The 14,707-nt window shown below is 34.6% G+C and carries 9 protein-coding genes; 7 read left to right on the forward strand and 2 right to left on the reverse strand.

Features of this window, described 5'->3' with window-relative positions:
* Nucleotides 1–227: 227 nt before the first annotated feature.
* Complete coding sequence (locus tag BKM63_RS07270) at nt 228–1,448, forward strand: MFS transporter (RefSeq protein ID WP_071635952.1); 1,221 nt, start codon at nt 228–230, stop codon at nt 1,446–1,448.
* Nucleotides 1,438–3,306, forward strand: coding sequence for an alpha,alpha-trehalase (locus tag BKM63_RS07275; protein WP_071635953.1), 1,869 nt, complete (start codon nt 1,438–1,440; stop codon nt 3,304–3,306). Before BKM63_RS07270 ends, BKM63_RS07275 begins: the two co-directional genes overlap by 11 nt.
* A gap of 289 nt (nt 3,307–3,595) precedes the next feature.
* Here the strand turns inward: BKM63_RS07275 and BKM63_RS07285 are convergent, their stop codons facing one another.
* Nucleotides 3,596–4,570 (reverse strand): polyprenyl synthetase family protein, encoded by a 975-nt coding sequence (locus BKM63_RS07285; RefSeq protein WP_071636314.1) that lies wholly within the window; start codon nt 4,568–4,570, stop codon nt 3,596–3,598.
* A gap of 269 nt (nt 4,571–4,839) precedes the next feature.
* Between BKM63_RS07285 and BKM63_RS07290 the strand changes: the two genes are divergently transcribed.
* From BKM63_RS07290 to BKM63_RS07310, 5 genes are all read left to right on the forward strand, one after another.
* Nucleotides 4,840–5,361: a YceI family protein gene (locus tag BKM63_RS07290; RefSeq protein ID WP_071635955.1), complete on the forward strand. Its 522-nt coding sequence runs from the start codon at nt 4,840–4,842 to the stop codon at nt 5,359–5,361.
* Nucleotides 5,362–5,470: 109 nt separating this feature from the next.
* Nucleotides 5,471–6,070 carry a TetR/AcrR family transcriptional regulator gene (locus BKM63_RS07295; RefSeq protein WP_071635956.1) on the forward strand — a complete coding sequence of 200 codons (600 nt, stop codon included), beginning with the start codon at nt 5,471–5,473 and terminating at the stop codon, nt 6,068–6,070.
* 59 nt (nt 6,071–6,129) lie between these two features.
* A complete protein-coding gene (locus BKM63_RS07300; protein WP_071635957.1) occupies nt 6,130–7,464 on the forward strand; it encodes a TolC family protein in 1,335 nt (444 codons plus the stop codon).
* A gap of 9 nt (nt 7,465–7,473) precedes the next feature.
* Entirely contained in the window at nt 7,474–8,541 is a 1,068-nt protein-coding gene (locus BKM63_RS07305; RefSeq protein ID WP_071635958.1) for an efflux RND transporter periplasmic adaptor subunit, read from the forward strand.
* A 139-nt stretch (nt 8,542–8,680) separates the two neighbouring features.
* Entirely contained in the window at nt 8,681–11,857 is a 3,177-nt protein-coding gene (locus tag BKM63_RS07310; RefSeq protein WP_071635959.1) for an efflux RND transporter permease subunit, read from the forward strand.
* 172 nt (nt 11,858–12,029) lie between these two features.
* Here BKM63_RS07310 and BKM63_RS07315 read toward each other — a convergent pair whose 3' ends face one another.
* Nucleotides 12,030–14,690 carry a T9SS type A sorting domain-containing protein gene (locus BKM63_RS07315; protein WP_071635960.1) on the reverse strand — a complete coding sequence of 887 codons (2,661 nt, stop codon included), beginning with the start codon at nt 14,688–14,690 and terminating at the stop codon, nt 12,030–12,032.
* Nucleotides 14,691–14,707: the final 17 nt, after the last annotated feature.

Here is a 14,707-nt window from a genome sequence, read left to right on the forward strand (position 1 = left end):
CACAAAGCATAAATGTAGTTTGTATAAAATAGTAAACACATAGAAACATAGATTTTATTATTTACAAAAAGAGTAAAAAATAAACTAGTTTCCAGACATAGTCCCGAAGCTTCGGGATGAATTTAATGTAAGCAAAACGCCTTTTTAGCGTATAGTAAACTATGTTTCTATGTGTTGAATACCCGTACAGTAACCATAATCGTAAAGCACAGACAAACAAATAAAAAATGAAAAACCTAGGAATCAAAATTTCACTCTACCTTAATTATTTTGTCTTCGCTATTTTATTAAACAGCGTAGGCATTGTGATTTTAAAATCGCAGAAAAATTATGGAGTCGATGAAGTTCAGGCAAGCATTTTAGAGGCTTTTAAAGACATGCCCATTGCTATTGTCTCTTTTTTTATAGCTTCTTTTTTACCAAGAATCGGCTATAGAAAAGCGATGCTGATAGGTTTGGGATTGGTTACTTTAGCCTGTATTTCTATGTATTTTGGAAACTCTTTTGATAATGCTAAAATTCTTTTTGCCACTGTTGGAGTCTCTTTTGCCCTGATAAAAGTTTCCGTTTATTCGTTAATAGGAACCGTGACCGAAACAAAAAAAGAACACAACGCTTTAATGAGCAGTATTGAAGGTTTTTTTATGGTAGGAATTGCACTGGCTTATTTCTTATTTCCGGCTTTTAATAACGAAAATGATCCCAATTCATGGCTCAATGTATATTGGTTATTAGCGGGATTATCGTTTGTGTCATTTTTGTTTTTACTCTTTATAAAATTTGAAGAAGCCGAAGTCGCCGCAGGAGCAAATCTCAAAGATGATTTTCTCCAGATGTTCAAATTAATGGCAAAACTGCTTACGGTTATTTTTGTGATCAGCGTTTTTTTATTTGTCATGATCGAACAGGGAATTCTTTCCTGGTTGCCTACATTTAATACAAAAGTGCTTCATCTTCCGGAAAATATCAGCATTATGATGGCCAGTATTTTGGCTATTTCATTAGCCATTGGAAGAATGATTGCCGGTATTGTAACCAAAAAAGTAAACTGGATTTGGGTGCTGAGTTTCTGCATCGTTTCTGCCATGCTTTTGGTCACTTTTGTACTGCCAAAAACAGTTGGATTAGAGGTGAAAAACATCGATACACTTTCAGATATTCCGTTAATTGGTTTCGCATTTCCTTTAATAGGATTATTTATAGCACCTATTTATCCCTTATTAAATTCGATTGTATTAAGTGCCCTGCCCAAAAATCTGCAAAGTTCCATGACCGGATTAATTGTTATTTTTTCTGCTCTTGGCGGGACTTTGGGTTCCAGAATAACAGGCTGGCTGTTTAAAAATGAAGGCCCTGAAAAAGCTTTTTATTTTACCTTAATTCCAATGACCTTATTATTGATCTCCTTTTTTATTCTTAAAAAAATAACTGCAAAAGATGAAATTTAAACTCCATATAACCCAAACCATCGAAAAATTATTGGCTCAGGAAGATACTGACGGCGATAAAAAAATTACAATTGATGACAACGGTCCTAAAAGTTTTTTGCTGCAGGATGAAAACGGAAATTCAGCAGTGATTGAAGGAACTTATCAGCTTTCTAACTTATTGCAGGAATTGGCTTTAGCAAAAAAAAACAACACAGAATTTGCAGAAATAGATTGGAACGAAATTACAGAAGATCCGGTAAAAAGAATTTCAAGAAAAATAAAAGATTTGTATTGGAAAGGTCTTACCCGAACAATTGATGCTATTGGTGTAAAGAAAATTCTGGAAGATGATAAAATCGAAAATGAATTTGCTTACTTGTACGTGCCTTTTGGAGACGAAATTGTTTTTGATTATTTCAAAAAATTAGAAGTTTCAATACCAAAGTTAAAAGTGGTGCAGATGCCCAAGAATATTTCACCTGAATATGTTTTATCGCTGAACAAAAAACCTGGAATTCTGGCATTGGCACTTCAAATAAAAAACAATGAAATTTCGGGCGTTCCGTTTGTGGTTCCTGGTGGAAGATTCAATGAAATGTACGGCTGGGACAGTTATTTTATTGCCAAAGGACTTTTAATTGATGATAAAATGGAACTGGCTTTAGGTATTGCTGAAAATTTTAAATATCAAATTGATCATTACGGGAAAATTCTAAATGCTAACCGAAGTTACTATTTAACCCGCACGCAGCCACCATTGTATACATCGCTTATTATAGATGTTTTAGAAAAGTCAAATCCGGATGTTTTTTGGATTGAAAGGCATTTAAAAACGGCCATAAAAGAATATCAAACCGTTTGGATGGAAGAAGGAAAACGGCTTACAGCAAATGGCTTAAATCGTTATAAAGCAGAAGGAATCGGACTTCCGTTTGAGGTAGAAGAAGGACATTTTGATGATATTCTGGAACAGTTTGCGCCAAAATATAATTTGTCTACACGTGAATTTGAAAAGAAATATCTCGACAGAGAAGTTGTTGATGAAGAACTGGATAAATATTTTATTCACGATCGAAGCATGCGCGAAAGCGGGCACGATACCACCAACAGATTAGTTGGAATCTGCGCCAATTTAAATACAGTTGCCATAAATAGTTTGTTGTATAAATACGAAACTGATATTGCTTTTTTGATTCAGAAATATTTTAAAAATGAATTTCAATATTTTGAAGATAAATCTTTTTCAAGTGATTATTGGCTTTCAAAAGCATCTTCAAGAAAAGAAAAAATAAACAAATTGTCATGGAATCCGGAAAACGGAATCTATTTCGATTATAATTTTGTAAATGAAGAACAACATTATTTTGAGGCAGCAACGACATTTTATCCGCTTTGGGCCAAAATAAGTACGACGGAACAAGCTGAAATTTTGGTAAAAAAGACACTTCCGAAATTTAAATTGAAGGGCGGAATTGCCGGAAGTACCAAAGAATCGATTGCCGGAGTTGATGAAAATTCACCAATACGTCAATGGGATTATCCATTTGGCTGGGCGCCGCATCAAATGCTTTTATGGGAAGGTTTGCTGAATTACAATTTTAATGAAGAGGCGCAGGAAATGGTATACCGATGGCTTTGGCTGATTACCAGAAACGCGGTGGATTATAATGGAACCATTCCGGAGAAATTTGATTTATCCATAAGTTCACACAAAATTTTCGCCGAATACGGAAACGTAGGTACCGAATTTAATTACATTACCGAAGAAGGTTTTGGATGGATGAACGCGTCGTATCAATACGGCCTAACGATTTTAAAAGATGATTTAAAACAAAAACTATCAGATTTAGTAGATCCTGATGAACTTTTTAGTTAAACGAACGTTCGATTTCGCTCAGGGTGACATTCATTTTCATGATAACTTTGCTCACGATGACATTAGGTTTTATCATCATTTTGTCAGGCTGAGCGGAGTCGAAGCTCCTTTAGTGCTTGAAATGACAAACCCGACAGTCCCGAAGCCTCGGGATAAAACCTGTCGGGTTTAGTATGTGTATAAAAGTTAAGTTTTTCTCGCCACGAATTACACTAATTTAATTCGTATAGAAATTCGCGAAAATTCGCAGCAAAAAAATCATTTAAATTCTTTAATCTGTGGCAAGAAATTATACTTTTCTTCCCATTAAATTTTCACCAAATGTTCGCAAAATATCCTTCTTTTCAGCATGAATGTCCATTTTTTCTAATGTTTCAAATGCTTTAAAAGTATACATTTCGATCGCTTCCTGAGTTGATTTTGAAGCTCCTGATTCGTTAAAAATTGCTTTTGCGGTTTCTATTTTTTCTGCATTATCTTCTAGTTGTAAACTGAATAATTTTTCCAGCTCTAATGCTTTTTCAGAAGCCGAAAACTCCAAAGCTTTAAGGTACAAATATGTTTTTTTGTTCACGATAATATCGCCGCCTACTTGTTTTCCAAAAGTTTCAGGATCTCCAAAAGCATCCAAATAATCATCTTGTAATTGGAAAGCAAGACCTAAATTCAATCCGAAATCATAAATTAAATCTGCATCTTTTTCAGAAGTTTTAGCAACAATGGCGCCCATTTTCATGGCTGCAGCTACTAAAACAGCCGTTTTATATTCAATCATTTTTAGATATTCCGGAATGGTAACGTTGTTTCTTTGTTCAAAATCAACATCCCATTGCTGGCCTTCACATACTTCAAGGGCAGTTTTGCTGAAAAGTTTAGCTAAATCCCTAAAAACGGCAGGTTCATACTGCTCAAAATATTGATAAGCCAAAATAAGCATGGCATCGCCGGAAAGAATTCCGGTATTTAAATTCCATTTTTCATGTACCGTAACTTGTCCTCTTCGTAAAGGGGCATCATCCATAATATCATCATGAACAAGCGAGAAATTATGAAAAACTTCAACGGCCATTGCAGCCGGAAGAGCCACTTTATAATCAGTATCAAAAACTTCTGCAGCCATTAAAGTAAGCACCGGACGCATACGTTTTCCGCCAAGTCCTAAAATGTATTCAATAGGTTCGTAAAGATTTGTGGGTTCTTTATGTATGTTTTGTTTTTTTAAGTAATCAATAAAAAAATCCTGGTACTGACTGATATCGTGCATAAAATGAAATTCTGATTTACGAGCCTCAAAGATACGATTCATTATGAATTATTTCTTTCTTAAAATTTTAAATCCGAGTTTCCATCTAAAATCGCCGGCAAATGCATTAATTCTTAAGAAGTTAAAATTATTTTTAAAAAAACTTGGAAACTTTTTTGGTGTTTAGAGTTTCCTGTATATATTTGCAGCATTATTTGGAAACTGAGAACACTGTAAAAGTTTCCAAAAAGAGTTTGAGTGATTTATAAACTCAATTAAATCAAATAATTATGAAAACAACATGGACTTTAGATTCTACTCAATCAGATGTTTTAATTAAAATGAGACATTCGATAATTGCTTATTTGGGAGGAACAACAAACAAATTTGGCGGTTATGTGAATATTGAAGATAATGAAATTGAAGATGCGTCGGTTGAGTTTTCACTGGATATTAATAATAAAACGGAGAGTTTTCAGCAAATCGATACCAATTTGCAGCTTCAGGATTTTTTTGATGTAGATGAACATCCGATAATCAGTTTTAAATCGACTTCATTTCAAAAAATAAACAACAACATCAATTTCTTCAAAGGAGACTTGACCATCAAAGATGTAACGAGAGTGGTAGAGCTTGATGCTGAATTTATAGGGGTAAATAATTACAATGGCGAGAAAAAAGTAGCTTTTGAAATTAAAGGAGATATTAAGCGTCAGGATTTTGGTTTAGATTATAATTCTTATCACCATAATGGAGGCTTGGCTCTTGGAAAAGATATTAAGCTGATTGCTAATTTAGAATTTAGCATATAAATCTTACAGAACGGGATAAGTTAATGTAAAATTATTACAAATATCATGGAAACTATTTTTTAGATTTTAGTTTCCTGTCTATATTTGTAATGCAATCGGGAAATTTAAAATGAAAGAGAAAATTATATCAAAAGCAAGTGAATTGTTTTTAAGACTTGGTTTTAAAAGCGTTACAATGGATGACATTGCTGGAGAAATGTGTATTTCAAAAAAAACGATTTATAAATATTTCTGTAATAAAGAAGTCCTGATCGAAGAGAGCACTTCAACAGTTCACAGACAAGTGCATGAGGTTATTGATACGATTGTAGCAAAAAATTATAATGCAATTCATGAGAATTTTGAAATTAGGGAAATGTTTCGCGATATGTTTAAAAACAATACTGATACATCTCCTTTATATCAGTTAAAAAAGCATTATCCTGAAATCTATCAAAATGTAATGACGCATGAAATAGATCAGTGCAATCACTATTTCAGAGATAATATTTTAAAGGGGATAAGTGAAGGTTTGTACAGACCTGATTTAAATATAGATCTGTATGTGAAATTTTATTACACTTTAATTTTTCACATTAATGAAACAACGATTTCAGAGAGAGAAGCACAAAAAATTGAGTTAGAAGCACTGGAATATCATACCAGAGCAATGGCAACAGAAAAAGGTATAGTTGAACTGGAAAAGCAGCTTCAAAAAGTTAAAGTATAATCATCAATCTATAAATAAGTGATTTTTTTAAATCATCAATAAACAAATATTAACTACATATGAAACGAATAGTTCTTATATTTTTGTGTACAATTGGCTTATCGGCCAACGCACAAGTAACAACTTTAACCTTAAAAGAGGCAGTTAACTACGCGCTTCAAAATAAAGCCGATGCTAAAAAAGCAAAACTTCAGGTTGAAAATAGTGAATACAAAATTCAGGAAGTACGTTCAAGAGCTTTGCCTCAAATTTCTGCCAACGGAAATTTAACATACAATCCGGTAATTCAGACAACCGTAATTGATGGAGCAGGATTTGGTCAGCCGGGAACTACAATTCAGGCAGCGTTTGGTCAAAAATGGACTTCTACGGCTGGGGTTTCTTTAACTCAGGCAATCTTTGATCAATCTGTTTTTACAGGATTGAGAGCTGCAAAATCTACTCGTGAGTTTTATCAAATAAACGATCAGTTAACAGAAGAACAAGTTATTGAAAGAGTTGCAAATAACTACTATTCAGTTTATGTACAAAAAGAAAGATTGGTTTTATTAGACAGCAATTACGTAAACACAACAAAAGTTCGTGATATCGTTAAAGGGCAGTTTGATAATGGTCTGGCTAAAAAAATTGATTTAGACCGTATCATTGTTAAAATGTCAAACATTGATACAGAACGTCAGCAGATTAAAAACCAAATCGCTTTACAGGAAAATGCCCTGAAGTTCTATATGGGTATGCCTATCGAAACTCAAATCGATATGCCAAAAGAAGAATTTGAAGTTGTTCCTGCAGCCTTAACACAAGAGCCAAATATTGAAAACAGAACAGAATACCTGCTTTTGAAAAAACAAGAAGAGCTTTTGGTATACAACAAAAAAGCTGTAGAAGCGGGTTATTACCCTACACTTTCATTAACTGCAGGTTACAATTATATTGGTCAGGGACCTGAAATGCCTTGGTTTGCAAAACCTTCTAAGGGAGTGTATTGGTCAGACTTCTCTGCAATTGGATTAAACTTACATGTGCCAATCTTTACAGGTTTTGGAACCCGTGCAAAAGTAAGACAGGCAGATGTAGAAATCAGATCTCTTCAAGAGGATATTAAAGATACCAAACTTTCACTTGATTTAGATTACAGAAATGCCATGACGCAAATCGAAAATAATCTTGTAACGATTGAAAATCAAAAAGAAAATATGCGTTTGGCAACAGAAATCCTTAGCAATACCAAAAACAATTATCTTCAGGGATTAGCATCTTTAACCGATTTATTGGATGCTGAAAATGCATCACTTGAAGCACAAAATAATTATACAAGAGCAGTTTTAAATTATAAAATTGCCGAAATATCTCTAATCAAATCAAAAGGCGAACTTAAATCTCTTACTAAATAACTAATTACAATGAAGAAAACTATTATAACAATCGTAGTCATAATCGCAGCGCTGGGTGTGATTGGATATGTCTTAAATAATAATAAGAAAGAAAACAAGGCAAAAACAGATATCGTTGCCGAAAAAAATGCAGCAGTTTCAGTAAAAGTTTCTGATGTAAAAACAGAAGAAGTTTCATTAGATTTCGTTGCAAACGGAAACTTTCAGCCTATTCAGGAATTGACTTTCTCTGCAGAAAAATCTGGAAAAGTAATCAGTGTTTTAGCTAAAGAAGGTGACTATGTAAGAGTAGGTCAGACGTTGCTAACAATGAGAGGCGATGCCATTAATGTAAGTGCTCAACAAGCTCAGGCTGCTTATCAAAATGCAAAATCAGATTACAGCAGATACGAGAATGCTTTTAAAACAGGCGGTGTTACAAAACAACAATTGGATCAGGCAAAACTAGCTTTAACAAATGCTGAATCTAACCTGAAACAAGCTAACATTAATGTTGGCGACACTAAAGTAAAAGCGCCAATCAATGGTTTTATCAATAAAAAATATATTGAGCCAGGATCAATTTTAGCAGGAATGCCGGCAACTGCATTATTTGATATCGTAAACGTTTCTAAGTTAAAATTAGTAGTTACAGTAAATGAAAATCAGGTTGCCAGTTTAAAAGTGGGTAATACTATTAATGTAACGGCTAGTGTTTATCCTGATAAATCTTTTTCAGGAAAAATCACTTTCATTGCTTCAAAAGCTGATGCATCTTTAAATTTTCCGGTTGAAATTGAAATCACAAATAATGCTAACAACGACCTAAAAGCAGGTATGTACGGAACTGCAAACTTTGCATCAAACCAACAAAAACAACACTTAATGGTTGTACCTAGAAATGCATTCGTAGGAAGTGTAAGCAGTAACGAAATCTTTGTTGCTGAAAATGGAGTTGCAAAATTAAGAAAAGTAACTGCAGGAAGAATTTTGGGTGATAAAGTTGAAGTTATCAAAGGATTATCTGATGGAGAAAAAGTAATTGTTACAGGTCAGATTAACTTACAAGACGGAAATACAATAGAAATTATTAAGTAAGCTTTAAGCGATAAGCTATAGGCAATAAGCAATTCAAAAACTTAAAGCATACAGCCTAAAGCATATAGCACTTAAAAAATATGAAATTAAACCTTAAAGCTTAAAGCCTACAGCCTAAAGCCTATAGCATTAAAAAAATATGAAATTAGCCGAAATATCCATAAAACGTCCGTCGTTAGTAATTGTATTGTTTACAATTCTGACTCTTGGTGGATTGTTCAGTTACAGCCAGCTAGGCTATGAGCTGATCCCGAAATTTGAACAAAACGTTATTACAATTTCTACTATTTATCCGGGAGCTTCTCCAAGTGAGGTAGAAAATACCGTGACAAAAAAAATCGAGGATGCGATTGCTTCCTTAGAAAATGTTAAGAAAATTGACTCAAAGTCATACGAAAGTTTATCTATCGTTTCGATTACTTTAACATCAAATGCAAAAGTCGATTTTTCTTTAAATGATGCGCAGCGAAAAATAAACGCCATCATTAGTGATTTACCAGACGATGCTGAAACGCCTTCGCTAACCAAATTCTCTCTGAGTGATTTACCAATTATGACACTTGGAGCCAACGGTAAAATGGACGAAGCCGCATTTTATGACTTAATTGATAAAAAAATTGCGCCTATTTTATCTCGTGTACAAGGGGTCGCTCAGGTAAATATTATTGGTGGTTCGGAGCGTGAAATTCAGGTAAACCTTGACGCTGTAAAAATGCAGGGTTACGGACTTTCTGTTCCTCAGGTTCAGCAGACTATCTTAAGTTCGAATTTAGATTTCCCAACAGGAAACATCCAGACGCGTAACCAAAAAATATTAATTCGTTTAGCAGGTAAATATAGAAGTGTTGACGAATTAAGAAACTTAGTGGTTTCTTCTCAAAACGGAATTCAAATTCGTTTAGGTGAAATCGCAGATGTTCAGGATACTCAAAAAGTTGCCGAGAAAATATCTCGTGTAGATCAAAAAAGCGCTATTGTTTTACAAATCGTAAAACAATCTGATGCAAATGCCGTTGCGGTAAGTGAGCAGTTATTAAAAACAATTGCAACGCTTGAAAAAGATTATAAAGCAAATCAGTTAAAACTTGAAGTTGCAAAAGACAGTACCGTATTTACTCTTGAAGCAGCAGACTCTGTGGTTCACGATTTATTAATTGCGGTAGTTCTGGTAGCATTTGTAATGTTGTTCTTCCTGCATAGTATTAGAAACTCATTGATTGTAATGGTTTCGATTCCGGCATCGTTAATTGCAACATTTATTGGTATCTATTTAATGGGGTACACATTAAACTTAATGAGTTTACTTGGTTTATCTCTTGTTGTTGGTATTCTGGTCGATGACGCGATTGTGGTATTGGAAAACATCTACAGGCACATGGAGATGGGTAAGAGCAGAATCCGAGCGTCTTATGACGGAACGGCTGAAATTGGTGGAACCGTTACTTCGATTACATTGGTAATTGTGGTGGTATTCCTTCCAATCGCGATGAGTTCTGGTTTAGTATCTAATATCATTACACAATTCTGTGTTACGGTAATTATTTCAACAATGCTTTCGCTTTTAGCTTCATTTACTATTATTCCTTGGTTATCATCTCGTTTCGGAAAATTAGAACATATTGAAGGGAAAAATTTATTTGGAAGAATTATTCTTGGTTTTGAAGATTATTTAACACGTTTCACAAACTGGGTTTCTAATTTATTAACTTGGTGTTTAGATCATTATATCAAAACTTTCATTGTAGTAATTGTATTATTCTTAGTTTCGACAGTAGGATTAATGGGAGGTGGTTTCATTGGAGGGGAGTTCTTTGCTTCATCTGATAGTGGGGAGTTCCTGGTTCAGATTGAAATGCCTAAAGACGCTTCGTTAGAACAAACGAACTTTATGACTCAAAAAGCTGAGGCATTCCTTAAAAATCAAGAATACGTTCATAGTCAAATTACTACTGTAGGACAAACGAGTGAAGGATTTGGAGCGTCGCAAGCTACAGCATATAAAGCTGAGATCGACGTAAAAATGATCGAGCAAAAAGATCGTACAGATGATGCAAATGTTTACGCAGCAAAAATTAAACGTAAACTTGAAAAAGTATTAGTTGGAGCAAAAGTAAAAACAGTTCCGGTTGGTATCTTAGGTACAGCAGAAGATGCTACATTAGGATTAATCGTAACAGGTCCTTCAACAGAGGCAGCGATGGCTTTTGCTAAAAAAGCGGAAGCAGAATTACGTACAATTCCAGGAACAACAGAGATTAAATTAACAGTTGAAGACGGAAATCCTGAAATTAATGTAAAAGTTGACCGTGATAAAATGGCTGCTCTAGGATTAACACTTCAAACAGTTGGTTTAACGATGCAAACTGCATTTAGTGGAAATACAGACGGTAAATACAGAGCTGGAGAATACGAATACGATATCAACATTCGATACAATGCATTCGACAGAAAAAGTATTACTGACGTAAGTAACCTTATTTTTGTAAACACAGCCGGACAGCAAATTAAATTATCTCAGTTTGCAGACATTACAGAAGGTTCCGGACCTAGCCAGTTAGAGCGTAGAGACAAATCTGCATCGGTAACTGTAAAGGGACAAAACGTTGGGGTTCCATCAGGAACAATCGTTCAGCAATGGCAGGTTAAACTAGATAAGTTAGAGAAACCTGCTGGAGTAAATTATATTTGGGGTGGTGACCAGGAAAACCAATCAGAAGGATTTGGTACTCTGGGAATCGCTTTACTTGCCGCTATTATTTTGGTTTACCTTGTAATGGTGAGTTTGTATGACAGTTTCGTTCACCCGTTTGTTGTATTATTTGCTATCCCGCTTTCGTTTATTGGAGCGATGCTGGCTCTGGCCTTAACAAACAACTCATTAAATATCTTTACAATCTTAGGTATTATTATGTTGATTGGTCTGGTGTGTAAGAATGCGATCATGCTTGTCGATTATACGAACCAAAGAAGAGCAGCAGGAGAATCGATTAGAACGGCATTAATTCAGGCAAACCACGCTCGTTTACGTCCGATCCTGATGACTACAATTGCGATGGTATTTGGTATGTTCCCTATTGCGTTAGCATCTGGAGCTGGAGCTGAATGGAAAAACGGTTTGGCATGGGTAATTATCGGAGGATTAATTTCTTCTTTATTCCTAACCTTAATTGTGGTTCCTGTAATTTATAATATCATGGAGAAAATTATTCATAAATTCTCGAAAGGAGAAAAAATCGATTACGAGGCTGAAATGGTTGCTGATTATGAGCATACAGAATTAAGCGAAGACGGTTTTAATCCGAAACATACTCATTAAGATTTAAATCTTAATATTGAAATTGCTTCGCCTGTTCGCTATCGCTCGGGTCCAAATTCCAATCCTGAACTTCAGGAGAAATTGGTAAAAGTAAAAATCCCAAATTCCTTAATTGGAGTTTGGGATTTTTTATGTTTTGGAATTTGGATTTCTGTATTGAAATTTAATTCCGTTATTTTTTCACAATCTTAATTGTTTTGGTTTTTCCTTCTGATTTTACTTTTAAGAAATAAAAGCCTGAAGCAATATTCGATAAATCAATTTCAGATTGTGTATTGTTTATTTTTTTACTTAAAATAGATTTCCCCGAAACAGAAATTATTTCAATATCCTCAATAGTTGAAGAATTGCTGATATTCAATACATGCTGAATCGGATTGGGATAATATCTAAAATTAGGCAGCACAAAATCTTCCGTAGAAAGAGAGACGTTTACTTTGGCCGTAACCGCAAGACGTTCTTTGCTTTCAATTCCGTTTATGGTTTGTGAGGCATAATACGTAGTTCCGTCAACTAAAACGGTTGTTAAAGGTAAGGTAGTTTCGGCAGTTTTACGTGATTTTCCAGATGTGGAGTTTGGAGAACTGTACCATTTTATATTTTGACCTTCAAGAACAAGATCACCTAAAGTCTGTCCTGGTGTGAATTCTATATTTAAAATGCTTTTTCCATTAATTAAGGGAGATGGTGGATTTACAGTGAAATAAACTAAATTAAAGCATCCATTCTCATCTATTACATAAGCTTCGTGATCTCCAAAACTTACATTTGTAAAAATATTACTGGATTGTCGATTTCCAAAGTACTCTATTGAATATAAATATTTACCACTTCCACCCGTTGCATTAATAGTAACTGTTTGATTGTCTACATTGACTGTTGAATGCAAAATTGCAGGTTCTGCAACAAACATCTGTAAAGATACTAAACATGCATTTGCATCTTGAACTTCTGCATTATAAACTCCCGCAGGTAAATTATTAAATATATTTGAATTTTGTGGAGCAGCTATTGGTATGCCTGAAGCATTTCTCAAAGAATAAGTAAATGGGAATTTTCCTCCATGGGTATTTATCTCAATAGAACCGTCAGCTGATCCATAGCAGGTTGCCTGTTTTGAAATTGCACTTATTGCTAAAGGATTAAAAGAGATAATTGTAACTACATCTGTTGTTAAACAACCATTATTATCTTTTGTGGTAATGGTGTGATTACCAGGGACTAAATTAGTAAATACATTGTTTGTCCCAAAAGCCTGACCATTTAATGAATATTGATAAGGGAGTTTTCCGCTGGTTCCCTGAACGGTAACAGACCCTTTTTCATTTATACAAGAAATTTGAGTTACCGTAACAATAGATGGACTTTGCACATATTGATTAACAGTTATGGATTTAAAAGAAACACAGCCATTTTGATCTTTAACGTATATGGAATGAGTACCAGGAATGATACCAGGAAAAGTAGTATTGTCTGAATAAGTAATGCCATCAATAGAATATTTGTAAGGCACTAAGCCTCCAGAAGCCGTGGCTGTTATAGTGGCATTGCTCACACAGTCAACAAATTTAGCGACTGATGCTTCAACTTTTAATTGTTCAGGTTCAGTTATTGTAAAACTTAATGGGTTTGATATACAGCTAAAGCCATCCTTAACAGTAGCCGTATAGGTGCCGGCTGCTAAGTTGTTAAAAGTATTACCAGTCTGAAAATTTACTGAATCCAGAGAATAAAAATATTGACCTTCTCCACCTGTTGCGGATAATTTTACCGATCCATTTTTTGCTCCCGCACAATTTACATCCTGCAATTCAGAAAGAACTAACATTGGTGGATTTACAGTTGAAACTACTACTGGAATACTAATTTCAGTATTTTGTACATCACGAACTTTTACAACATAATTTCCTGCCGGTAAATCAAAAAACACATTTGAAGCAGAAAAATTGCTTCCATTGATAGAATAAACATAAGAAGGATTTCCTCCAACGGGTGTAACGGTAATCATACCTAAGCGATTACAGGTAGCAGGTGAAACGTTTACCGCAGCAACAAGCGGGGGAGAAATTTTTGCAGTAGGGGCTTGACATATACAGTTGTTAACATCTTTCACAAGTATATGATATGTACCGGGCTGCAGGTTAGGGAAATAGGGGCTCAATTGATAATTTCCATCATTCAAAGAGTACCTATATTCTGGTCTTCCTCCTGTGGCATTAACCATAATTGTATTTTGATTCTCAACAGTTGTATTTGCCATCAAAACATTTGGCTGTTCTATTTGTACTACATAAGGCTGACTTGGACAACCTAATGCATCTTTTGCTTGAATAGTGTAAACTCCTGCAGATAAGTTTTCTAATTGCAGGTTGCTGCCGGAATTATAAACGGTATAAGGGCCATTGTTTACGCTATATGCATAAGGGAGTTTACCTCCGGAGACAGGAACGAATATACGGCCATTGTTCATCCCATAACAGCTAACATCGGTTTTAAGAGGCAGCGTTATGGTTAACGGTTCATATATTTTTAGATCAAAATAATTGGTAGTAACCGTTCCCTTATTGTCAATTCTGGCATAAATTGTTTTAGATGGCGCTGAACTATTATATTGCGTTGGCTGTAAAATTAAGTTAGCATTATTATTAGCATCATCCTGACTTAAATGAAAACTAATAGTGGTTTCTGCCGGATTTAAATTGCCAAGCAAAAGAGAATTATTAACCGTTAAATCAAAGAAATTATCTCCAAAACAATGCTCTATTGTGCCAACCTGGGCATAAAATAGATTTGTCGCAAAGAGAAAAAGAAAACAAAGTAGAGTTTTTTTCATACGTATAGGTTTGTTAA

Origin of the sequence: Flavobacterium johnsoniae, assembly GCF_001879205.1 — a bacterium.
GTDB lineage: Bacteria > Bacteroidota > Bacteroidia > Flavobacteriales > Flavobacteriaceae > Flavobacterium > Flavobacterium johnsoniae_A.

Coding starts and splice junctions, on each gene's coding strand:
- BKM63_RS07270 (WP_071635952.1), top strand. CDS start 228: ATGAAAAACCTAGGAATCAAAATTTCACTCTACCTTAATTATTTTGTC.
- BKM63_RS07275 (WP_071635953.1), top strand. CDS start 1,438: ATGAAATTTAAACTCCATATAACCCAAACCATCGAAAAATTATTGGCT.
- BKM63_RS07285 (WP_071636314.1), bottom strand. CDS start 4,570: ATGCACGATATCAGTCAGTACCAGGATTTTTTTATTGATTACTTAAAA.
- BKM63_RS07290 (WP_071635955.1), top strand. CDS start 4,840: ATGAAAACAACATGGACTTTAGATTCTACTCAATCAGATGTTTTAATT.
- BKM63_RS07295 (WP_071635956.1), top strand. CDS start 5,471: ATGAAAGAGAAAATTATATCAAAAGCAAGTGAATTGTTTTTAAGACTT.
- BKM63_RS07300 (WP_071635957.1), top strand. CDS start 6,130: ATGAAACGAATAGTTCTTATATTTTTGTGTACAATTGGCTTATCGGCC.
- BKM63_RS07305 (WP_071635958.1), top strand. CDS start 7,474: ATGAAGAAAACTATTATAACAATCGTAGTCATAATCGCAGCGCTGGGT.
- BKM63_RS07310 (WP_071635959.1), top strand. CDS start 8,681: ATGAAATTAGCCGAAATATCCATAAAACGTCCGTCGTTAGTAATTGTA.
- BKM63_RS07315 (WP_071635960.1), bottom strand. CDS start 14,690: ATGAAAAAAACTCTACTTTGTTTTCTTTTTCTCTTTGCGACAAATCTA.